The sequence below is a fragment of the Emticicia sp. C21 genome (genome assembly GCF_003418935.1).
Classification (GTDB): Bacteria; Bacteroidota; Bacteroidia; order Cytophagales; family Spirosomataceae; genus Emticicia.
Genome location: NZ_QVMT01000021.1, coordinates 19,016 through 42,365, shown reverse-complemented (window position 1 = coordinate 42,365; position 23,350 = coordinate 19,016). Strand labels below are relative to the sequence as shown.

General features: G+C 38.0%; 22 protein-coding genes. 14 read left to right on the top strand and 8 right to left on the bottom strand.

Annotated features, from left to right (window positions below; all coding sequences use genetic code 11):
* The first annotated feature begins 244 nt into the window (after window positions 1-244).
* The 9 genes from D0T08_RS26505 to serS all read left to right on the top strand — a co-directional run bounded on the left by D0T08_RS26505 (window position 245) and on the right by serS (window position 7,588).
* Window positions 245-958 carry an MIP/aquaporin family protein gene (locus D0T08_RS26505; RefSeq protein WP_116985783.1) on the top strand — a complete coding sequence of 238 codons (714 nt, stop codon included), beginning with the start codon at window positions 245-247 and terminating at the stop codon, window positions 956-958.
* A gap of 318 nt (window positions 959-1,276) precedes the next feature.
* The gene (locus tag D0T08_RS26500; protein WP_116985782.1) at window positions 1,277-1,954 is read left to right on the top strand and encodes a helix-turn-helix domain-containing protein; all 678 of its coding nucleotides are present in this window, start codon (window positions 1,277-1,279) and stop codon (window positions 1,952-1,954) included.
* A 261-nt stretch (window positions 1,955-2,215) separates the two neighbouring features.
* Window positions 2,216-2,344, top strand: a complete 129-nt coding sequence (locus D0T08_RS28115; RefSeq protein ID WP_255413532.1) for a hypothetical protein — start codon at window positions 2,216-2,218, stop codon at window positions 2,342-2,344.
* A gap of 332 nt (window positions 2,345-2,676) precedes the next feature.
* A complete protein-coding gene (locus D0T08_RS26490; protein WP_116985780.1) occupies window positions 2,677-3,372 on the top strand; it encodes a tetratricopeptide repeat protein in 696 nt (231 codons plus the stop codon).
* Between the two features lie 103 nt (window positions 3,373-3,475).
* Entirely contained in the window at window positions 3,476-3,955 is a 480-nt protein-coding gene (gene ribH / locus D0T08_RS26485; protein ID WP_116985779.1) for a 6,7-dimethyl-8-ribityllumazine synthase, read from the top strand.
* Between the two features lie 8 nt (window positions 3,956-3,963).
* Window positions 3,964-4,266 (top strand): DUF6922 domain-containing protein, encoded by a 303-nt coding sequence (locus tag D0T08_RS26480; protein ID WP_116985778.1) that lies wholly within the window; start codon window positions 3,964-3,966, stop codon window positions 4,264-4,266.
* A gap of 150 nt (window positions 4,267-4,416) precedes the next feature.
* Window positions 4,417-4,893 (top strand): SRPBCC family protein, encoded by a 477-nt coding sequence (locus D0T08_RS26475; protein WP_116985777.1) that lies wholly within the window; start codon window positions 4,417-4,419, stop codon window positions 4,891-4,893.
* A 49-nt stretch (window positions 4,894-4,942) separates the two neighbouring features.
* Window positions 4,943-6,271, top strand: a complete 1,329-nt coding sequence (locus tag D0T08_RS26470) for an aspartate kinase (protein WP_116985776.1) — start codon at window positions 4,943-4,945, stop codon at window positions 6,269-6,271.
* 45 nt (window positions 6,272-6,316) lie between these two features.
* Window positions 6,317-7,588: a serine--tRNA ligase gene (serS, locus tag D0T08_RS26465; RefSeq protein ID WP_116985775.1), complete on the top strand. Its 1,272-nt coding sequence runs from the start codon at window positions 6,317-6,319 to the stop codon at window positions 7,586-7,588.
* Window positions 7,589-7,659: 71 nt separating this feature from the next.
* Here serS and D0T08_RS26460 read toward each other — a convergent pair whose 3' ends face one another.
* Window positions 7,660-9,861 carry a 3-coathanger stack domain-containing protein gene (locus D0T08_RS26460; RefSeq protein WP_116985774.1) on the bottom strand — a complete coding sequence of 734 codons (2,202 nt, stop codon included), beginning with the start codon at window positions 9,859-9,861 and terminating at the stop codon, window positions 7,660-7,662.
* A gap of 209 nt (window positions 9,862-10,070) precedes the next feature.
* On the opposite strand from D0T08_RS26460, the gene D0T08_RS26455 reads away from it, so the two are divergent.
* Window positions 10,071-10,766 (top strand): DsbA family protein, encoded by a 696-nt coding sequence (locus tag D0T08_RS26455; protein ID WP_158561355.1) that lies wholly within the window; start codon window positions 10,071-10,073, stop codon window positions 10,764-10,766.
* A gap of 60 nt (window positions 10,767-10,826) precedes the next feature.
* On the opposite strand, the gene D0T08_RS26450 is transcribed toward D0T08_RS26455, so the two are convergent.
* Window positions 10,827-12,884 carry a M13 family metallopeptidase gene (locus tag D0T08_RS26450; protein WP_116985772.1) on the bottom strand — a complete coding sequence of 686 codons (2,058 nt, stop codon included), beginning with the start codon at window positions 12,882-12,884 and terminating at the stop codon, window positions 10,827-10,829.
* Window positions 12,885-12,986: 102 nt separating this feature from the next.
* Between D0T08_RS26450 and D0T08_RS26445 the strand changes: the two genes are divergently transcribed.
* Both D0T08_RS26445 and lpdA read left to right on the top strand, forming a co-directional pair.
* Window positions 12,987-13,832: an SdiA-regulated domain-containing protein gene (locus D0T08_RS26445; RefSeq protein ID WP_116985771.1), complete on the top strand. Its 846-nt coding sequence runs from the start codon at window positions 12,987-12,989 to the stop codon at window positions 13,830-13,832.
* Window positions 13,833-14,010: 178 nt separating this feature from the next.
* Window positions 14,011-15,402 (top strand): dihydrolipoyl dehydrogenase, encoded by a 1,392-nt coding sequence (lpdA, locus tag D0T08_RS26440; protein ID WP_116985770.1) that lies wholly within the window; start codon window positions 14,011-14,013, stop codon window positions 15,400-15,402.
* A gap of 152 nt (window positions 15,403-15,554) precedes the next feature.
* On the opposite strand, the gene D0T08_RS26435 is transcribed toward lpdA, so the two are convergent.
* Together D0T08_RS26435 and D0T08_RS26430 are read right to left on the bottom strand one after the other, a co-directional pair.
* A complete protein-coding gene (locus tag D0T08_RS26435) occupies window positions 15,555-16,025 on the bottom strand; it encodes a Dps family protein (RefSeq protein ID WP_116985769.1) in 471 nt (156 codons plus the stop codon).
* Between the two features lie 24 nt (window positions 16,026-16,049).
* Entirely contained in the window at window positions 16,050-16,232 is a 183-nt protein-coding gene (locus tag D0T08_RS26430; RefSeq protein ID WP_116985768.1) for a hypothetical protein, read from the bottom strand.
* 265 nt (window positions 16,233-16,497) lie between these two features.
* Between D0T08_RS26430 and D0T08_RS26425 the strand changes: the two genes are divergently transcribed.
* Together D0T08_RS26425 and D0T08_RS26420 are read left to right on the top strand one after the other, a co-directional pair.
* Window positions 16,498-17,427: a YihY/virulence factor BrkB family protein gene (locus D0T08_RS26425; RefSeq protein ID WP_116985767.1), complete on the top strand. Its 930-nt coding sequence runs from the start codon at window positions 16,498-16,500 to the stop codon at window positions 17,425-17,427.
* A gap of 3 nt (window positions 17,428-17,430) precedes the next feature.
* Window positions 17,431-18,264: a hypothetical protein gene (locus D0T08_RS26420; protein ID WP_199538232.1), complete on the top strand. Its 834-nt coding sequence runs from the start codon at window positions 17,431-17,433 to the stop codon at window positions 18,262-18,264.
* 52 nt (window positions 18,265-18,316) lie between these two features.
* Here D0T08_RS26420 and D0T08_RS26415 read toward each other — a convergent pair whose 3' ends face one another.
* The 4 genes from D0T08_RS26415 to rpoN all read right to left on the bottom strand — a co-directional run bounded on the left by D0T08_RS26415 (window position 18,317) and on the right by rpoN (window position 23,185).
* Complete coding sequence (locus D0T08_RS26415) at window positions 18,317-19,756, bottom strand: ATP-binding protein (RefSeq protein ID WP_116985766.1); 1,440 nt, start codon at window positions 19,754-19,756, stop codon at window positions 18,317-18,319.
* Window positions 19,753-20,217, bottom strand: a complete 465-nt coding sequence (locus D0T08_RS26410) for a response regulator (RefSeq protein ID WP_116985765.1) — start codon at window positions 20,215-20,217, stop codon at window positions 19,753-19,755. Before D0T08_RS26410 ends, D0T08_RS26415 begins: the two co-directional genes overlap by 4 nt.
* 74 nt (window positions 20,218-20,291) lie before the next feature.
* Window positions 20,292-21,722, bottom strand: coding sequence for a sigma-54 dependent transcriptional regulator (locus D0T08_RS26405; RefSeq protein ID WP_116985764.1), 1,431 nt, complete (start codon window positions 21,720-21,722; stop codon window positions 20,292-20,294).
* Window positions 21,723-21,754: 32 nt separating this feature from the next.
* Window positions 21,755-23,185 (bottom strand): RNA polymerase factor sigma-54, encoded by a 1,431-nt coding sequence (gene rpoN / locus D0T08_RS26400; protein WP_116985763.1) that lies wholly within the window; start codon window positions 23,183-23,185, stop codon window positions 21,755-21,757.
* Window positions 23,186-23,350 lie beyond the last annotated feature (165 nt).

The window sequence follows — 23,350 nt, the reverse complement described above, 5'->3', positions numbered from 1 at the left end:
AGATTATTTATATATTACAATCTATCGTTTTTAATTATTGACGGATTTGCTACATTCAACCGATGCATAATCCACAAAATAAAGCCTTGCATGTCTGTTTATCTTAGGCATTTATTTTACTGACACTTGCGCGCTTGTTTAATCGCCTACAAATTTAATGCTTTAATACCAATGGATTAGTTGTTCTATCAAAAAAAAATTAAATTGCTTCCCTATTTCAACCTAAACCAACAAAACCTATTAAATGGAAACCTCTAATTTTATCGGAGAATTAATCGGTACAGCTGTATTAATCCTTTTAGGCGACGGTGTAGTTGCCAATGTATTACTCAAAGGCTCAAAAGGTGAAAATGCCGGATGGATTGCTATCACTGCGGGCTGGGCATTTGCTGTAATGTCAGGTATTTTCGTAGCTCAAAAATTCGGTAGTTCTGCTGCCCACCTTAATCCTGCTGTAACTATAGCCATGGCAGTAAAAACTGGCGACTGGTCGAACGTTGCCCCTTTCATTGCCGCGCAGCTTATCGGCTCTTTCATAGGTGCTGTTCTGGTTTGGTTGGTGTATTTGCCACACTGGAGTATCACAGAAGACAAAGGTGCTAAATTGGGTATCTTTGCTACAGCTCCTGCCGTGCGTCATACAACCGGAAATATCCTTTCAGAAGTAATCGGTACTATTGTATTAATATTAGCATCTTCTTCATTTTATAGTATGCCTGAATCAGGTTATGGGCCGCTATTGGTCGGCTTTCTGGTATGGTCGATAGGTTTGTCTTTGGGGGGACCAACGGGTTATGCCATTAATCCTGCCCGTGATTTAGGGCCTCGTATTGCTCATGCGCTTTTACCGATCTCGGGCAAAGGAGCGAATGACTGGGGATATGCCTGGATTCCGATTGTTGGGCCTATTATAGGAGGGGTTCTGGCCGCTTTGTTGATGAATGCCTTTCATGTGTAAGCGCCCCTAGCCCCTAAATGGGGGATTAATGCAGAAATTTATTAATGAATACATTTCATACATAGATAAAGACTAAATGAGTATTGCCACAATGTACACTAAATGCACAATGTTACACAATAGATTAAAGTAGTGCAACATTGTGCATTTAGTGTACATTGTGGCAAAGTAGTTTAAGAATAGTATGATAAATAAATATTTTTGAAGGTTTATAATTCTATAGTAAACTTTTGTCAGAAATATTCGTTTACGTAGAAAACAGTCCTTGTAAAATAGAATTGTTTTGTGTATCTTTAAGAAACCAAAGTCATTCTGGAAATGATATTGGATTATCAATTCACCCAACAATCAAGATCTGATTTGAGGGAGCTCAAGGAGCTTGTGAGACACGGAGAAAACAAGCATGTTGAGTTTAAGCTTAAGACTAATCATCCGGAAAAGATTATCCGTGAAATTGTTGCTTTCGCAAATTCTGACGGAGGGCAGCTTATTATCGGTGTCGGTGATGATAAAAGTATCAAGGGTCTCAAGTTTGCAGATGAAGACGAATTTATTCTGCGCAGAGCCATTGAACGACATATTTATCCGGCCATTGAGTATGATGTCAAACACGTAGTAGTTGAGGGCGACCGAGAGGTGTTAATATTTAATATCCCCAAAAGTCCGTTCAAACCTCATTATGTTGACCTTGACGGAATAGTCGAAAACCGAAGGGCCTATGTGCGGGTGGAAGATCGCTCGGTGCAAGCCAGCCGCGAAATGCGTGAGATATTGAAAGGCGAGCGCAAGGGGCAGAATATCAGGTTTCAATATGGTGATAAGGAACGAGCATTAATGAAGTATCTGGCAGATAATGAGCGAATTACGGTTGATACCTACGCCAATATTGCCAATATTCCTCGAAAAATAGCCTCCCGTACCCTGATTGTTTTAGTGCTGGCCAATGTCATTAAAGTACAGCCACACGAGGTTCAGGATTTTTTTATGGCAGCTTAGAAAGTTTTAAATATTAGAAGTCGGGAATATAGTGTTCCCGACTTTTTTATTGGTCTTTATTTTAGAACTTGTTTAAATTTTGAAAATTGGTTTGATGGCTACATCTGCAAAGTGGCTATTGTTCGGAGAATAACGCAATAGTCTGATTATTTCAAAAATCTCCTCAAACAATTTGAAAAAACAACCTTATGTCAGAAATTTAGAGGGACGCCTAGTTGGGATATCCAGTCAGGGACAGTACTTTATTTAACAACTATTGCTATGCCGGAAGAAGAAGAGAAAAAGAAAGTAAGGACAGGTAGTAGCGGTATAATTGATTATACCTCTGCAAAGGTTACTAATATGGTGGAAACCTTTTTGAATAGGGTCAGCAACGCAGAGGGGGGCTAGATATCAACCACTAAAAGTAGGGTCGGAAAAGGTGACCAATATGGTGGGAACCTTTTTGAATATGGATTAACTTTTTGTTATTTAAAATTATATTTCATTCTTTCATTAATCATGTTTTTGCGGTTAAGGCCTTTAAAGGATTAGAAAAAAGAAGAAACTTGAATAAAATCATAAGAATTAGCATAATTTTTATAAAAGAATACAACAAGTTCGAAATCAATTTCATAACTTTGCAGTCCGAAAAAATGCGGACATTCAAAAGTATTAATAAAATATCTTGATTGCGCTTTAACATTCTGATAGTCAGTGCAATCAAACAAGAGTTCTAAACAATGGCGAAAAAAGAAAAAACAGGAATTGAGATTCTTGAAAGTGCAGATGCTTTAAAACAAGAGTTTGGAAAAGCAGAAGGTTTTTTGAAAAAGAATCAAATGTTGCTTACCTATGTTGGTGGAGGGATTTTGGCGATAATCTTAGGGATCGTAGGATATAACTACTGGTCGAAATCACAAGACGAAGAAGCACAGGTAGCAATGTTTAATGCTGTTTATGCTTTTGAAGCAGATTCTTTGAAACAGGCGCTTAGCGGTACCGGTGGTAACGAAGGTTTACTAAGTGTAGCTTCTAATTATGGCTCAACTGATGCAGGTAATCTTGCAAATTTCTATGCCGGAGTTGCTTTGGTAAAACAAGGTAAATATGACGAAGCTATAGAGCATTTGAAAAGTTTTAGCTCAAGTGATTTGCTTGTTCAGGGCCGTGCTTATGCTTTGATTGGTGATGCTTATATGGAGAAAAAGAATACAGAAGAGGCTATCAGCTACTACAAAAAAGCGGCTGAATATAAACCAAACAAATTCTTTACGCCATTATACTTAATGAAGTTAGCGACAGCTTACGAAACTGCAAAAGATAATAAGTCAGCATTAGACGCTTATACTCAGATTATCGAGAAATATCCTGATTCAGGAGAGGTAACAAATGCGAAGAAATATAAGTCCAAACTCGAAGGCATAGTCGGCGAGTAAAATTTGGTTATACAATCATAATCAAAGGGATAAGCCGAATCTGGTTTGTCCCTTTTTTAATAAATATTGTTCTATAAAGTCTATTTCTTTACTCGAATAAAAAATGTCGTCAGCACACAAAAATCTTAGTGTATTCAGTACCACAGGTTTACCGGATGTAAGCCAGAAAAAGTTTGCCATTATCGTAGCCGAATGGAATAGTGAAATCACCGAAGCGCTTTTTGAAGGGGCGTATCAGACTTTAGTGGATAATGGCGTTCAGGCAGAAAACATCGTCCGTGCCAATGTACCGGGTAGTTTCGAACTAAGTTTCGGCTCACAGGTATTTGCGCAAAAATCAGAGATTGATGCCGTAATTGCCATCGGTTGTGTGATCCAGGGAGAAACGAAACATAATGATTATATCAATCATGCGGTAGCAGGTGGTTTAACAGAAGTAGCTTTGAAATATAATAAGCCTGTTATTTTCGGGGTATTGACACCAAATAACCAACAACAGGCATTGGATCGTGCGGGAGGTATACATGGTAATAAAGGTGATGAGGCAGCTATTACTGCTATTAAGATGTTAGGATTACAGTAAGCAAGAACATGCAAAAGGCAAAACCAAATATATCAAAAGCCGCTTTCTGGGATGTCAATTTCGAGGAAATTGATTTTGATAAGCATACACGTGATGTTATCAATCGTATTTTGATGAATGGGAAATTGTCTGATTGGGTGGAGATGAATAAGTATTATGGTATTGAGAAGATAAAAGAGGAGATTGTGCAAATGCGATATTTGTCAGACCTTGCCTTAAATTTTTGTAGCTTCTATTATGATATACCTAAAGAAGAATTCAGATGTTACAAACTTAGTAAAGGAGAAATTAAATTAGAAATACAAAATTAATTAAGCAAAATATTAGAAACATAAATCACAGAGTGTCACAAAGTTTTGCACGGAGTTACACGAAGCGAAGTCAAAAGATTCAGAATAGGCTCTGTGAAACTCAGTGCAAAACTCAGTGAAGCTCTGTGGTAAATATTTGACAAAATCTAAATGCCCACCATAACTCTAGAAACACTTATACACGCCCCCGCTGAAATCTGTTATGATTTATCGTTGAGTGTAGATTTACACCAACTTTCAACAGCTAAAACAAAGGAGCATATTGTAGATGGTGTGAGGGAAGGAGTGATGAAATTGGGAGAGAGTGTTACATGGCGAGCAAAGCATTTTGGTATTTGGCAAGAATTAACTACCAAAATCACAGAAGCTCGAAAGCCAGAGTATTTTGTAGATGAAATGCAGAAAGGAGCTTTCAAGTCTTTAAGGCATAAACACCATTTTTTACCTACCAGTGAGGGCACTTTAATGAAAGACCTGTTTATGTTTGAGTCGCCTTTAGGGATATTAGGCAAAATTGTCGATAAACTGGTGTTAGAAAATTATATGAAAGTTTTTTTGACAGAAAGAAACCAGTGTATTAAGGAAATAGCGGAATCGGGTAAGTGGAGAGAAATATTAGGTAATTAAAAGGATTAAATATTTTATTCATAGTAAAACAAAACCAGAACCACAGAAAATGCAAGTTTGGAAATTTGGCGGTACTTCCGTAGGGAAACCGGAGCGTATGCACTCTATTCGTAATCTGATTACAGAAGATGGTCAACGTAAGATTGTTGTTTTATCGGCACTCTCCGGTACAACAAACGCCCTTATCTCTATCGGTGAGTCTCTGAAAGCTAACAATGATGCCGAAGCCACTGAGAAAATAAATGCTTTATATGCGCATTACGAGGCGTTTATTAAAGATTTGTATAAAACCGAAGCAGGATATAATGCAGGGAAAGGAATTGTAGACAAAGAGTTTAGTTTTATCCGCTCTCTGGTAAGCATCAAACCTTTTACGCTTAAACAGGAGAAAGAAATTGTAGCTGAAGGCGAATTACTTTCTACCCAGATGTTTGAGGCGTATCTGCAGGAAGAAGGCATTAACTCTGCCCTTTTACCTGCTTTAGATTTCATGCTCATTGATGCCGATAACGAACCGGTATTAAGTTTTACGGAAGAAAAACTCTCGGCCATGTTGGAGCAATTGACAAACAAGGATTTATTTATCACCCAGGGCTTTATCTGTAGAAATCCACGTGGAGAAATAGATAACCTAAAACGTGGTGGTTCTGATTATACAGCTTCGTTGATAGGTGGTGCAATCCGTGCAGAAGAAATTCAAATCTGGACAGATATTGATGGTATGCACAACAACGACCCTCGTATTGTAAAAAGAACTTTTCCAGTACGTGAACTAACCTTTGAAGAAGCGGCTGAACTGGCCTATTTTGGCGCTAAAATTTTACATCCAAGTACCATTACCCCAGCAAAGATGAGAGGTGTACCTGTTCGTTTGAAAAATACTATGGAGCCTAATGCCTACGGAACGCTGATTGCTCACAAAACCACTGAGTCTGAAATCAAAGCTATTGCTGCCAAAGATGGCATTACAGCTATTTATATTCACTCCACCCGTATGCTGAATGCCTACGGATTTCTGACGAAGGTGTTTGAAATTTTTGAGAAATTTAAAACGCCTGTCGATATGATTACGACTTCCGAAGTATCCGTAGCTGTAACGATTGATAATGCCGAGAATCTGGAGCAAATCACAGCGGCATTAAGCCAGTTTGCCGAATTGGAAGAGCATGACCGCAACCAAAGCATCATCTGTATTGTAGGAGATTTCAAAGCTGATAAAGCAGGGATTGCTCTGAAAGTAATGGAAGCGATGAAAAATATCCCGATTAGAATGATTGCTTACGGAGCTTCAGAGCATAATATCTCTTTATTAGTTGACACCAAGGATAAAAATGCAGCCCTGGAAGCGTTGAACGAAGGCTTATTTACTTTTGAATGATATTACACAGAGGTTTTAACTAACCTCTGATTACATAAGACTACTATGTTACAACTAAATTATATCAAAGAAAATAAACAAGCTACCATCGATGGCTTGAAGCGCAAGTATTTCAAGAATGCCGAAGAGACTGTTGACACCTTGCTTGGCATCGACCAGAAACGTCGTGAAACTCAGGCAGAGTTAGATGGTACGCTGGCAAAATCAAATGCTTTGGCAAAAGAGATTGGTGGCTTGATGAAAGAAGGCAAAAAGACAGAAGCTGAAACAGCTAAAGCCCAGACAGCAGAATTAAAAGCTCAGTCAAAGGTATTGGAAGAAAACCTAAAAACCTTGGAAAATGATTTATACGAGGTTTTAGTGACTATGCCTAACTTGCCTCATGCCAGTGTGCCGGAAGGTCGTACGCCTGAGGAAAATTTGAATATATTTGAAACAGGTACTATTCCGGATTTGCCAGAGAGTGCACTACCACATTGGGAGCTAATCAAGCAATACAATATCATTGATTTTGACCTAGGTAACAAGATTACCGGAGCAGGTTTCCCTGTGTATAAAGGAAAAGGGGCACGCATCCAACGTGCCATGATTAATTTCTTCCTTGATGAAGCTTTAGCAGCAGGATATGGAGAAATTCAACCGCCGATTCTGATTAATAAGGATTCTGGTTTTGGTACTGGTCAATTACCTGATAAAGAAGGACAAATGTATCATGCCACTGCCGATGATTTATACCTGATTCCAACAGCCGAAGTGCCTATTACCAATATCTATCGCGATTCGATTCTGGCAGAGGGTGATTTGCCTATTAAGAATGTAGGTTATACCCCATGTTTCCGTCGTGAAGCAGGTAGTTGGGGTGCGCATGTAAGAGGGTTGAACCGTCTGCATCAATTCGATAAAGTAGAGATTGTACAGATTCGCAAACCGGAAGAATCATATCAGGCTTTGGAAGAAATGGCAGAGCACGTAAAAGGTTTATTAGCTAAACTTGAATTGCCATACCGTATTCTTCGTTTATGTGGCGGAGATATGAGCTTTACCTCTGCCCTTACCTTTGATTTTGAGGTATATTCAGCTGCGCAAAAAAGATGGCTAGAGGTTAGTTCAGTATCTAATTTCGAAGCTTATCAGGCCAATCGTCTGAAATTGCGTTATAAAGTAGATGGTAAAACACAGCTATTGCATACGCTTAACGGCTCTGCTTTGGCATTGCCCCGTATTCTGGCGGCAATTCTGGAAAATAACCAGACACCAGAAGGTATCAGAATACCGAAAGTATTGGTGCCTTATTGTGGTTTTGATTTAATCAACTAAGAGTTGCTCATATGCTATAAATAACAAATGCGAGGCTATAAACCTCGCATTTTTATTATGCAATAATCTCATTAGTTACATCCGCCTATCTGTGCCATGAAGACGGTACCACCACTGGCATCAGCTTTAAAATTAGGTAATAAAACAATAGCTTTCGTAGCCTGATAGGTGAGATTTGAAGGATTTTGAATAATGTTATTAGTCGTAACCTCATTTCTTGCTGTAATACTTTCGCTTGCTACTACCCTGCTATAAACACCTGAATAATTATCTGTGTCTGTAAGCGTTAAACTATTCGGACAGAAGGTTTTAAATATATTCACATCATCAATAGCCCAACCAGCAAGCAATGGGCTTGAAGCATCTGATTCAAAGTGAAAAATGACTCTGATGGTTTTATTAGCAAATTCATTGATATTAGTCCGAAATAATCCCCATCCTGCTGATTCATTGATGGTAGTACTTGGGCTTCCAACACTGCCAATCATTTTTGGTCCTAGCCATTCCCATACTTTTCTTCTATTAGCTGTACCAATTTCCTGTATTTCAACATAAGCATAAGCATTTGTATTAGCCCCATCAGTACCCGCAAACTGGTACTTTTGATTCCATGTCAAATAAGCATTGTTAACACCTAAGTCTGGAATATAAATATTAGGAGAGATAAGGTCACAATTAGTATTAAAATTGTAGGTATTATCCAGATCTGTCTTCCAACACCTCGTTCCACTATTAACAGTATTTATCGGTGCCATAGTAGGAGTACCCCTTTCCCATTCATCTTGCGCACCTGAATGGATAAACCCCCCATCACTGGTTTCAAAATCATTGGTATAAATACTTGTAAGAGTACCGAGAATATTGAGTTGCTCTTCTATTTCAATACTCCAACTATTCAACTGTCCCGTACTACCCGGTGAATCAACATCAATTGTTAAAGTCCAGTTTCCTTGTGCTAATTGCCCTTTAAACCATTCTAAGCGAGACTCCTTAGGTGGTTGGTAAACAATATTATTGACTATAGGGAAACTACCGACAGGAATGGCGGCAGCATCATCTAACTTTATATCCATTGGAGACAAAGCCACAATATCAGTAAATAGAATTACGGTATTGCCAGAAGGAGAAGTTAGGCGTACATCTAAATCCTCTATATTACTATGGAATAAATTAATTGAAATTTTTAACGATTCAATTCTTTTATTAACTGGGATATTAATAGTTGACGTAATTACAGTTGGGCCGGAAGGAATTGCCTTTGCAGTTGTGTTAGTATAACTTGAAAGATTAGCATTGTTAGCTGGCAACACACTTGCACTCAATTCATAAGTACCAAACGTATTTCCGTCTGGAGCAACCACAATATAGTAAGTACCACTCGTTTTTACTGTTAGAAAAAGGCCTTCAGAATTAGGAGATTGTGTATTTGGATCACCTGCGGGCAAATAGAACTGACTGAATTCTCCCAAAGCAACCTGACCGTTCCAGGTAGTACCATCTCTTTCAGGATTGAAATCAAGGCTTATAAAGATTGTATCTCCTGCATTGAGTGCAATAGAATAATAATCAGAGTCCTGGTTTGAACTTAAGGCACCACTTACCCACGCTGAATTAGGAAATACATTGGCTGTTGATGTACTATTATTAGGCTCAATTTCAGCTCCTGGCAAACCACTTTGTAAACGGAAATAAACATAATAAGGAAGCAATTTAATACTATTGGAAAGATGCTTTACTCTGAGATAATAAGTCCCATTACCCGGAATAACAGTACCTGCAATACTTGATGAATTAACACCGAATGAGCCATCATTATCATCAGTTTCAAGTACTTGAAAACCATCACTTGCTACTACGTCTAAAATAGTATCTGTGCTTCCTGATGCAGAAAAAGCAGTTTGCGTGGCCGCGTATACTTTATCACCAGCATTAGCCGTAAAAGAATAATAATCAATATCACCACTAGGGTTAACGAATCCCTTTATTTTTATATCATTCCCACCTAGTGGCATAGCCGTTACTACATCATTGTTAGGTTCAATTTCGTCTTTTAAAACCATTGTGCTTGTTAAAGCAAGTGATGTAGGAGGGCTTGAAAAATGTTGCTGAGAAAAAGGGGTAAGAAAGGAGGCGGTTTTTTTTGTTGATTTAGTAGGTTGTAAAAACTTCTGATGTCTCAATACTTGTGTATTATCGCGTGGCATCCCGATTTTTGCTAAAGTTATGTGGGTAACAAAAACGCATAGCAAACTTGAAAGTAAGCATTTTTTCATGGGGGGTCCGTAAGAATGATTTGGTTAGAAAAGCAAAAACATACCAATTTAAATCATAAATTTTTAGTTTCAGAGCATTACCGTATTTTTTATCTGTTATTTTAATTGAACATTAATAACAATATGATTAAACGGCTACGTTTCGCAGCAAAATTCAATTTGAACTATTCTTTCAAATGGACAGTTTAATTGTTAAAACAAACAATGTAATGACAAATAAACCCATTCAAATAGATATAGTTTCTGATGTAGCGTGTCCTTGGTGCTACATTGGTAAAAAGCATTTAGAAAAAGCATTGGAAGGCATGGAAGGTCAGAGTTTTCAGGTTACGTGGCATCCTTTTCAATTAGATCCAACTATTCCACAAGAAGGTTTACCTCGTGAGGAATATTTCGCCAATAAATTCGGGAGTGCAGAGCGTATTCAACAAATGCACGAGAGAGTAGAGGGTGTAGGCCAAAAGGCTGGTATCCAGTTTGAGTTTGAAAAAATGCCAAAGGTTATTAATACCATTCCTTTACACAAAATACTACATATAGCTAGGGAAGAAGGCACTCAGAATGAATTAGAGGAAAAACTATTCAAGGCTTACTTTACCGATGGCATCGATTTTTCAAATCAGGAAAACATCATTGCTTTCATGGAGGATTTTGGCTGGCCTGCTGAAAAAACCGAAAGCATTTTAGCAGACGACCAGATAAGCTATTGGGTAACGCAGGAAATCAAGCATTTTCAAAACTTAGGCATTTCGGGTGTACCATTCTTTATTCTGAATAATAAATATGGTCTAAGCGGTGCGCAGCCAACAGATGTATTTTTAGATGCCTTAACAAAAGTAGTGGAAGAAATGGAGCCCGTTGAAGTAACTGGTGATGCTTGTGAAATAGGTGGAGAAAATTGCTAAAAACGGAATATATTCTAATAGCGGCCAGTAATTACCTGACCGCTATTTTTATTTATCATCTTACCATATCTTCACCCTTTTTTCAGGCGCACGATACATCTTATCGCCCGGTTTTATATCAAAAGCCTGATAGAATTCATCCATATTAACAATCGGGCCGTTTACACGCAGAAAACTCGGTGCATGCACATCTGTCATAATCTGGTTGGCTAATGCTTCATTTCTTGACTGATTCATCCACGCTAATGCCCAACCTAAGAAATAGCGTTGAAGCGGGGTGAAACCATTGATTTTCTTACCTGATTTATATTGTTCCGTTTTCTTGAAAGCTTCTAAAGCTAAAACAGCTCCACCCAAATCGGCAATATTTTCTCCCTGAGTTGCTTCTCCTCTTACATGCATAGAATCGAGCACTGTGTAAGCATTATATTGTTCTATAATACCTTTGGCACGTTTATTATATTCATCACCATCTTTCTTAGTCCACCAGTCTTTCAGATTTCCTTTTTCATCAAACTGTCTGCCCTGGTCGTCGAAGCCATGTGTAATTTCATGGCCAATGGTTGAGCCACCCGCATAGGCATAAATAACGGCATCATCTAATTGATCGTCGTTAAAACCTGCTACAAAGAAAACAGCCGCAGGCAATACAATTTCGTTATTCGATGGGTTATAGTAGGCATTATAGGTTTGTGGTGTCATTCCCCACTCGGTTTTATCAACAGGTTTGCCGATTTTATTCACTTCATACAAATACCACCATTGATTCGCTCTCATAATATTTTGCACATAAGAATCTCTTTTAATATCTAAAGTCGAAAAGTCTTTCCATTTATCCGGGTAACTTACCTTAGACATGACAGTTGAGAGCTTTAAAAGCGCTTTTTTCTTGGTACTGTCCGACATCCAATCTAGTTTTTCAATACGCTCTTTATAAGTGCTGAAGATGTTCTTTACTAATTCTTCATAGCGTTTTTTGGTTTTTTCAGAATAGTAGTTTTTAACAAAAAGTTGCCCTAAAGCATCTCCTAATAAGCGTTCTTCTGCATCTAATACACGTTTCCAGCGAGGTTTCATTTCTTTTACGCCACGTAGTACAGTTCTGTAAAAATGAAAATCTTCTTTGGCAAATGGGCTACTTAATTCACTGGCATAATTACTGATAAAATTCCATGTCAGATAGGCTTTCCAGGTATCTATCGGTGTAGTTTTCAGTAATTTTTCAACCGCAGTAAGAAACTCGGGCTGACCTACAATTACACTTTTCACTTGCGGCATTTTCATTTTAGCAAATAAATCAGTGAATTTCATTGATGGCACTAATTTATCCAGAGCCGCCAAATCCATTTTGTTATAGTTTTTATACGGATCTCTCAAAGCTTCTATTTTGCGCGAATTTTTGGCCAGGTTTTCTTCTAAGGCATATATACTTTCCATATTTTTGGTAGCTGTGGCATCATCATTTCCCAACAACTTAAACATGCGTTGTATATGTGCCTTGTATTCCTTACGGATATTAGTATTTCGACTATCTGTATTGAAATAGTAATCTCTATCTGGTAGACCTATCCCACCCTGATATAAGTGTAGGGCTTGTTCTTCGCTGTTTTTCTCGTCCTGAAATATATAATTGCCGTAAAGCGTACTCATACCATAGGTTTGTTGAAGTGCTACTTCATTGAGAACTCCCTGCAAATCTTTAATAGCGGCAATGCGGTCTAAATCGGCTTTCACAGGGGTTAGCCCTTGTTTCTCAATGCCTGCACTATCCATACCCATGTACCAGAAATCACCGATTTTTTGCTCGTTTGAACCCGCACTTCCTGATTTCTTAGCCGATTCTTCGCTGATGGTTCTTAAACGTGTATAGGTTTCTTCCTGTACAATATTATAAATTCCCCAACCACTTTCAGAGGCGGGAATAGGATTCTTCTTAATCCAGCCGCCGACGGCATATTTAAAAAAATCATCTTTGGGTGATACAGTAGTGTCTACAATTTCTGTAAGAATATCTCTTTCGGTAGATTCAGACGATTTTAACTGGCAGGAAGTCAGGTAAACACCTGAGACCAATAAAATGCCTGATAGTAAAACTTTAGGCGCAGTAATAGCTTGCATAGAATAGATTAATATTGAATGAAAATGTTAGAAATTATTTGAGTTAAATTTGAGAAGATTTTTTCAAAAACTCACTCACTCCCAATTAAAATTACGTATACGATGAAATTATTCTTCATTGCCCTGAGTATCATTGCTATTGCAGTACTTATATTAAATGCCTGTGGCCCCTCAAAGAAGAAAACCAATGATGAAAAAACTCCTGTTACGGAGGTATTCCAAAGCTATGATTTTGCGAATCCTGCGCAAGAGATGAAACTCTCTAAAAGCCTGAAAGAAATATCGGGTTTATCGTACTATAAAGAGAATCAACTGATATGTGTGAATGATGAGGAGGGTAAAATATTTATCTATGACTTAGCCAAAGAGGATATTATCGAAAAGATAGATTTTGGTAAATCAGCCGATTATGAGGGCGTAGAGTTTGTCGGAGGCGAAGTATTCGTGATGAAAAGTAATGGTGAAATTAAAACCTTTGCCATTGATGGTGAGTCAGAAAATGAAATAGATTGTAGGAGTCCTGATGTAATAGAGTATGAAGGGTTAGGCTATGATGCACACACAAATAGCCTACTTTTAGCTACCAAAGAACACATAAAGGCCAGAGATGATGAAAAGCTGGTTTACAGCTATGATTTAACAAAAAATCAACTGACTATCAGATTTACTATTACAAAAGACATGGTCAAAGGAAAAAACGGCAAAACCGATTTCCGTCCATCAGGTATAGCTGTGCATCCAATAGATGGTGATATTTATATAGTTGCCTCGCAAGGGAAAAAGATATTGATTTTGTCAAAGGAGGGTACAAAGAAAGATTTAATAGAACTGGATGATAAATTATACCTACAGCCGGAAGGGATTTGTTTTAACCCATCAGGTGATTTATATATCTCTTCAGAAGGTGATGATAAGAAAGGTTATATACTCAAATTTAATTATAGATAAGCGGGATTTAATACTCATTTTTGATTGTTTCATTAGAAACAAAATAGTGTTCCAAGCTCAAAAACTTTACTTTCCATCAGGCTTTTAGCTTTTTGAAGATAATCGAAAAGGGTTTTGTGGATAAGCTATTTTGTCTAATTTTGCATCAAAATTTATAATAACCAGAAATTTATATATTATGGCACAGTATGATGTTGTAGTACTTGGGAGTGGGCCGGGCGGATATGTTACCGCTATCCGTGCTTCACAATTAGGCCTGAAAACCGCCGTTATTGAGAAAGAAAACCTTGGGGGCATCTGCCTTAACTGGGGTTGTATTCCAACAAAGGCTTTGTTGAAGTCTGCCCAGGTGTTTGAATATATTAAGCACGCAAAAGATTACGGAATTGAAGTAGGTGAGTCGAATGCGAATTTTGAGGCGGTTATCAAACGTTCTCGTGGGGTTGCTGATGGCATGAGCAAAGGGGTTCAGTTCCTGATGAAGAAAAATAAAATTGATGTTATCTACGGAACAGGCAAAGTAAAAGCAGGGAAAAAAGTAGAAGTAACTGATTCAGAAGGTAAAAAATCTGATGTAGAGGGTAAATACATCATCATTGCTACTGGTGCAAGAGCGCGTCAATTGCCAAATATCCCGATTGATGGCAAAAAAATTATCGAATACCGCAAGGCAATGAGCCTTGAGAAAAAACCGGATTCGTTATTGGTAGTTGGTTCAGGTGCTATTGGTGTTGAGTTTGCCTATGTATACGCCAGCATGGGTACTAAAGTAACTATCGTAGAGTTTATGCCAAATATCGTTCCGGTTGAGGATGAAGATATTTCGAAAGAATTGGCTAAAGCTTACAAAAAAGCCGGTATCGAAATCTATACTAATTCAAGCGTAGAGAAAGTTGATACAAGTGGTAACGGTTGTGTTTCGACAGTGAAAACTCCAACAGGAGAAATCAAAATCGAAACAGATATGGTGCTTTCAGCAGCCGGAATCGTTGCCAATATTGAGAATATTGGTTTAGAAGAAACAGGCATTGCTACTGACAGAGGTAAAATCACGGTTAACCAATGGTCTGAAACAAACGTACCAGGTTATTATGCCATTGGTGACGTAACACCTGGCCCTGCGCTGGCACATAAAGCCTCAGCAGAAGGTATTATCTGTGTAGAGAAAATAGCTGGCCATCACCCACAACCAATGGATTATAAAAATATCCCGGGTTGTACATATTGTACACCAGAAATCGCTTCAGTAGGGTATACAGAAAAAGCAGCGAAAGAAGCCGGATACGAAGTTAAAGTGGGTAAATTCCCATTCTCGGCATCGGGTAAAGCAAAAGCAGCTGGTAGCCCTGAAGGTTTCGTAAAAGTAATCTTTGATGCCAAATACGGCGAATGGTTAGGTTGCCATATGATTGGTGCTAACGTAACTGAAATGATTGGTGAAGCTGTAGTTGCTCGTAAGCTGGAAACAACAGGTATGGAAATCATTAAATCGGTTCACCCACACCCAACCATGTCAGAGGCTATTATGGAAGCAGCAGCGGCAGCTTATGGTGAAGTAATACATCTATAATACTGATAGATATATCAATAAAACGGGTGCTTGCCGATTGGTAAGCACCCATTTTTTATGTGGAATTAGTCAGGAATTTTCAGACTAGACTGTCTACAAATACAAAAGGGGCAAAAATTGCCCCTTTTGTACCACCTTTTTTAACCTAAACACTACCCTAAAAACGCGCGGAGCATCCATGCCATTTTTTCATGCTGCCCCATGAAACCTGTGAGTAAATCAGTCGTAACTGCATCTCCCAGTTTTTCATCTATATCTTCAATGTCTTTACGCAAATTTGTTATAAACGCTTCGTGGTCTGCTAACAAATTGCTTATCTGAGCATCTTGTTTGTCTTCGTAAGGACCCTCTTTTAATCGAGTCGTTGCTAGGAAATCTTTCATCGTACCGTTGGCCCGATGCCCTAATTGGGTAATTCTCTCGGCAAGCTGGTCTATTATATCTTTTAATGTGTTGTACTGGTCTTCGTAAAATTTGTGTAATTCAATAAAACGAGGGCCTTTTATATTCCAATGATAGTTACGGGTTTTCGTTATTATCACATGTTCGTCCGCCAATGTAACCTGTAACAATTCAGCAATTTTTATTATATCCTTTTCAGGTAAACCTATATGGGTTTTCATGACTATAAAGTTGCGGTTGTGTGGCTATGCTTGCTTCATTTTTGTAGAAGTAAGCTTCACCCGCTTCATGAAATTATTGAATTCATGGTTCCGAGAACCTCTTGTTCTGCCATCCCAACCTTGATGATTGTTATTCGCAATCTTCAATAAAACCACCGCCATACTGAACATGGTTATTATGCCGATTATGAAGATGATGGGTGTCATGATTTCAATAATTTGATGAAACGATTGTTATGCTTATATACTTAAAAACTTTGTACCATGTATTTTTCGGAGGCATAATTACTATTTTTTAAGAAAAAATTGGGGAAAATGTGGCATTTTGGGAAAATAAGTGTGGAATTTCCACCCCAACTGCGATTCCCACTATGGTATTGGCTGATGGTATATATTATTTATTATACTTATTATAACGAAACAGAGGAGCTGGATTATTAAAAACCAACCTTAATATAACAAGCAACCACTTATGAATTTATTTAAAACAAAACTGAAAGAATATTATTCTTTTGCCGAAGAAGTGTTCTCCGAATTCAGCACCGACAATGCTACTAAGTTGAGTGCCTCTTTATCTTATTATACGATTTTCTCTTTGGCGCCTATGTTGGTGGTTATTATTTCAGTAGCAGGAATCTTCTATGGTAGAGAAGCCATACAAGGCCAGCTCTATGGGCAAATCAACTGGTTGATCGGAAAAGATGCTGCAGCACAGGTAGAAGAACTTATTAAGAATGCGAGGCTCTCTCAAAAATCAGGTATAGCGGCTATTATAGGTACGGTAACACTTTTACTTGGGGCAACCGGAGTTTTTGCTGAGATACAAGATTCTATCAATTTTATCTGGTCTTTAAAAGCGAAGCCAAAGTCTGGTATTTTAAAATATCTGTTTAACAGACTTTTATCCTTTTCATTGATACTCTCGTTAGGCTTTCTATTAATTGTATCCTTATTGGTTAATACATTTCTGGATATTTTCAGCCAGCGTTTACAGTTATTCTTTGAGAACATCACGGTTTATATGTTTATGTTTATCAATCTGGCCATTGTATTCTCTGTAATTACACTTTTGTTTGCTACCATCTTTAAGGTATTACCGGATGGCAGAATAGCCTGGAAAGATGCATTTATAGGTGCTGGAGTTACAGCTATTCTATTTATGGTAGGTAAATTTCTGATAGGTTATTATCTGGGGCAGTCGAGTATTACGAGTACGTTTGGTGCAGCCGGTTCGGTGGTAATCATTCTGCTTTGGGTATATTATTCATCAACTATCCTCTTCTTAGGGGCAGAATTTACCAAAGTCTATACTCGCCATTATGGAACACCCATAAGACCGAATAGGAACGCTGTTTTACTAGAAAAGAAAGAAATAGAAGTAAAGGAAACTAAAATTCATTAAGATATGGAAACTAGATTCAATGCAACGAAAATCAGAACGCTACAGATACTAAACTTCCTGTTTTTTCTCGGAATGGTATTTGTAAATTTTCTGGCCAATTTTTTACCAATTAATGGTAAGAATACGGGTGAGGTATCAGCTCAATACCCCAACTTATTTGTACCGGCAGGGCTTACCTTCTCTATCTGGAGCGTCATCTATTTATTACTCTTCATATTCTGTATTTATCAGATGACATCGCTGTTTAAATCAAAGGTAGATCCTTATGTAGGCGAGATTGTCAGAAGAATCAATATTGCGTTTATTCTGACCTGTATTACTAATATGACCTGGATTGTAGCCTGGCATTATGACCTACTCATAGTAAGTGTCATATTAATGCTCTTCTTGCTCAGCCGCTTGATTTATATAGATACTCAGATTAGATTATTAGAGCCTTATCTGACCAATACACAAAGCTTTATAGTGAAAGCGCCCTTTGGCTTATATTTAGGCTGGATTTGTATAGCAACTATCGCTAATATCACAGCTTTATTAGTAAGCTATGGTTGGAGAGGCTTTGGTATGAGTGAAGAGTCGTGGGCTTCGATGATGGTTCTGATAGGCTCATTGATAGGTGTTGTAGCTATATTAAGGTTCAACAACTTCTATATTGGGCTGGCCGTTATCTGGGCTTTGAGCGGTATTATTATCGAGCGTAAAAGCGATAGTATCTATTATGAATACATCGTGCTAAGTGCCTGGGCAGGTATTATCCTGGTGGCGATAAGTGTGTTTATCGAACTATTTAGAGGAGGATTCAGAAAACGCCAGCCATTAGTTCATGACCATGTTTAAAGGTAAGAATTAAAATATGAGAAAAAGGCTATCATGAAAATGATGGCCTTTTTTAATTTAATGAGAACGTAATAATAAACTCAGTACCTTTGCCTACCTCCGAGTTAACATCTACGGTGGCTTTGTGGGATTGAATAATATTTAATGTAGCAGCAAGCCCCAGACCAATACCATTGTTTTTAGCTGTAAAATAGGGTTCAAACAAACGGCTCATATTTTCGGGACTGATACCCGTACCGTTGTCTTTGATAGAGATATAACAATAATTGTTGTTGATATAACTTTTGATTAACAACAAGCCTTTGCCCTCGTCCATTGCCTCTACTGCATTGATAATGATATTCAAAAGCGCAATTTTTATCTTATTGCTATCAACATTGAGGAGTACATCTTCACCATATTGTTTTTCTAAGGCTATACTTTTCAGGTTAATACGGTCTATAGCCTGTTCAAGCGTTTCATCTAAAATCTTATGAACTGAAATTTTACCGAATGCCAGTTCAGATGGTTTTGAGTTATTAAGCAGTTCAGTTATCAGATCACTGATACGTTGCCCATTGCGTTTGATAATGCCCAGAAACAACTTAGAATCTTCGTTTTGTATTTCATCTTCTAATTGCTCTACCGATAGATGAATATTAGTTAGCGGATTCCGTACTTCATGTGCCAATGTACGCACCAAACGTCCGGTTGCGGCCATTTTCTCCAACATCATGTTCTCACGCTCGGCTTTACGTTGAGCCGTTACATCATGAATAATACTCAGGAAAGATTCCTTTCCCTCACTGTTTTTCTGTTTCTGAGCATCAATCAGGCAAATTTTCTTTTCGCCTTTCTTTGTCAGGAAGATAGCCTCAAACTTATCAATATTACCATTTTCTTCCAGTCTTTCGTTGAACAAATGCCATATTTCAGGTTTCTCGAAGATTTTGGCGGTACTCATATTGTTGAGTTCTTCGGCCTCATAACCGAGCATCTCTAAAGTGGCCGGATTATAATAGATAAAGCTGCCGTCTTTAGGTTGCGTAACAATAATACCCTGCCTTACATGATTAAAGATAGTACGGTATTGCTGCTCGCTTTCACGGAGAGTTTTGAGTGTATCTGCGCGCTCTAGCGAGTATCTGATACAACGTTCGAGTTTTTCGGGGTCTAACTCGCTTTTTATCAGATAATCAACAGCTCCCAGCCGCATGGCTTCCATATCTATTTTATGGTCGCCTTTACCGGTAAGTAGAATAATCGGGCTTTGACAACCCTCCTGAATAGCCCGTTTCAACAGGTCAAGACCTGTTTTAGCCCCAAGTAGGAAGTCAAAAAAGCAAATGTCATATTCGCAGGATGTTACTTTTCCAACGGCATCATCAAAATTTTTAGCCCAGTCAATGGCAAATTTTTTACCTCGTATGTCATTTAGATAATCGCTCGTCAGGAAAAAGTCATCTTCATCATCATCCACGATTAACACCCTGATTGTGTCAAGATCTTTCATGAGTTATATTTTGGTAACTGAACAATATCAAACCAATAATTGCCAAGGTTTTTCATTACTTCTACCAATTCCATAAATGTAACAGGCTTGGTAACAAAACTGTTTACCCCTAAATCATAGGTACGCAGAATGTCTTCTTCGGCTTTTGAGGTAGTAAGAACAATTACTGGGATACTTTTCAATTCGTCGTCTGATTTTATTTCTTTTAAACACTCTCGTCCATCTTTTTTTGGCATGTTAAGATCGAGTAATATTACTCCCGGACGTGGTGAACTTTCTGGATTGCTATATTTTCCTCTTCGTTTCAGATAGTCCATCAATTCAGCACCATCTTCTGTGAAGCGCAGTTCGTTCAATAAAAAATTCTCTTCTAAGGCTTCTTTTGTCATGCTTCTGTCATCCGGATCGTCATCAGCCATCATTATTACTATACTCTTTCTATCTTTTTGAATTTGAATCATTATTACTAAATTTTAGAGAGTTTGGGTTAAAAGTTTTATTATTATAGTTAAGCTGTTGTATATCTTTATCTTATTTAAAGGTTATAACTCTTCATTTTATTATAAAGCGTTTTTCTGTCAATACTTAATACCTGTGCAGCTTTACTTTTATTATAATTCACCTGCTTAAGCACCTGTAAAATCATTTCGTATTCGGCATCCAGTGCCGCCGATTTCAGGTTAGGCTTAGCGGGTTCTTCTTGTTTCGGAACTATATCTTCGTTGATAACAGGTTGTGTAGGCTCTGAGAATAATAACCTTGAATAATTAATAATTTCAAATGGTAAAGATTTAGATTCAATATAATCGCCATCCGAAAGCAAGGTTGCACGTTTTACTACATTACGCATTTCGCGTAAATTGCCATACCATGGATAACTCAAAAAGGCAGCTTTTACATCTTCGTCAAAGCCTCTTACATCTTTTCCTAATTCGTTATTAGTTGTTTCAAGGAAGAATTGGGCAAACTCCATAATATCGGTCTTACGATCACGCAATGGCGGTACATCCAGGCTAAACTCATTGAAACGATGGTATAAATCTTCTCTGAATTTCCCTTTGCGGCACGATTCCATCAGACGCTCATTTGATGCTACCAGTATACGAACATCTACGGCAATTTCTTTATTACCACCTATGCGGCGTAGTTTTCTTTCTTGTACAACGCGTAGCAAAGCTACCTGTACATCATAGGGCAGATTGGCCACCTCATCAAGAAAAAGCGTACCACCGTTGGCCATTTCAAAGTGCCCGATTTTCTGGTTTAAAGCACCTGTAAACGAGCCTTTCTCATGCCCGAACATTTCGCTGGCAGCTAACTCTTTTGAAATTGCTCCGCAGTCCATAGCTACAAAAGGGCCGTTGGCTCTTTTGCTTCTTTTATGGATTTCCTGTGCAATAGACTCTTTTCCGGAACCACTCTCGCCGTAGATAATTACACTATAGTTGGTAGGGGCAACCAGGTCTATCTGACGATACAGATTTTTAGACTCGGGGCCACTACCAAAAATATAACTGGCATCTGATTTCGTTCTGTTGGATTTAGTAGCGGATTTAGTAGCTGTATTTTCTTTTTCGGCAGCAGCTTGCATACTGCCCTCCGGTTTTTCGCCGCCTAATGCTTTCTTAATTGTAAGCAGGATTTCGTCGGGGAAAAGCGGTTTGGTAATATAGTCGAAAGCCCCTTGCTTCATTACATCAATGGCAATCTTTATATCAGAATAGCCTGTAATGATAAGCACCGGAACTTCAGGAAAACGTTCTTTGATTTTTCTTAAAATTTGTCCTCCATCTAAATCTCCTAAACGAAAATCGGTCATGACTAAATCAGGAGAAAACTCTTCTAATAAACTCAGGCCAGTTTGTCCACTTTGAGCAATAGCTACCTCGTAACCATTTTTGCTTAAGAAACGACGAAGTAAAAGACAAATATCAGTGTCATCATCAATAACAAGGATACGTTGCATAAGTAATATATGGTTGATTTAAATAGTTAAGATTATAAAACACGTCTTAATTGTGCTGATTGAATTCCCAGATGGTCGCGGTATTTTGCTACCGTACGACGAGCAATAGGGTACCCTTTTTGTGCTAGCAGGTCGGCTAACTGGAAATCGTTCAATGGTGTATTTTTATCTTCGTTCGAAATCAGTGTAGCTAATGTTTGCTGAATTTCACGATTAGATACTTCGGTTCCTGAATCTGTAAAAATACCACCTGAGAAAAGGTCTTTTAAATGAATAGTACCGAAAGGAGTCTGGGCATATTTGCCACTGGTTACCCTTGATACCGTCGAAATGTCCATACTTATGATCTCTGCCACATCTTTCAGTGTCATTGGTTTTAGTTTCTGAACATTTCCGGTTTTAAAAAACTCTTCCTGCAATTTTACCAGCGTACGCATGGTTTTGAGCATGGTGGTTTCTCTTTGCTGAATTGCATCAATCAACCAGTTAGCTGCTGAAACTTTAGTGTGGATATAGTGTGTTGCGGCTTTATCAGCACTGCCCTGCAATAAATCCTGAAACGAATTATTGACTTTTAAGGGTGGAATCTGATTGCTATTTAATGAAACCTCGATCTTACCATCATCAAAGAAAACAAGGTAATCAGGTATAATATTATCTTTAACCAGAATAGAACTGGTATTTTCTTCTGAAATAGGCTTGGCGTTTAATGATGTAATGAGTGTTACCGCTTCTTTGAGCTTTTCAGTGCATATCTCACGTGAGCGCATAATTTTCTCATAGTTGCGCACAGCCAGATCATCCAGGTTATTTAATACAATTTCATAAGCTAAATCTACATCGCATCCATGTTCACGCTTATGGTCTAATTGTATCAACAAACATTCCTGCAGATTTGAAGCACCAATACCAATCGGATCTAGCTGGCGGATAACCTTAATCATTTCTTCTACATCCGGTGTATCAACAAAAATATTGTTTGTAAAAGAAACATCGTCAGCAATAGCCTCTGCATCATATTTTAAGAAACCGTTTTCATCTAAAGAATCAATAATAAAATCACCTAAAAGTAATTGGCGTTCTGTTAATGCTAATACATGCAATTGCTCTTTCAGATCCTCGCGCCATGAGATCTGTTGTATAATAGGCGCCGAATAAAAATCATCGTCGCTGCTATAATTATTTAGTTGAGTTTTGTAGTTGGGAGTATCATCGTCATACTCGTCCCAATCAAGGTAATCAGAATTATTACCTTGGAGTAAGTCTTTTTCATCTTTGTCAAAATCGTCAGTCTCTGCACTATCATCACTTACAGTTGCTTCTTCTAACATAGGATTCTCCTCTAATTCCGTTTTAATATGCTCTTCGAGCTCCAAAGTTGAGAGTTGCAAAAAATTCAGCAACTGTATCTGAGACGGAGAAATTCTTAAAGTCTGTTTCTGGGTCTGGCTGAGATTTAGCATGGCATAATGTTTTATGATAGCCTATATATATCAATTTACAGCCCACATCTTGGGATGTAAGAAAAAAACAAAAAAAGTTATTTTAAAATTTTGACTATCAGCACTTTACAAAAGCAACAATTTTTCACAACTTTTATACTAACGGGCTTTGCTTTCACAAAGAAT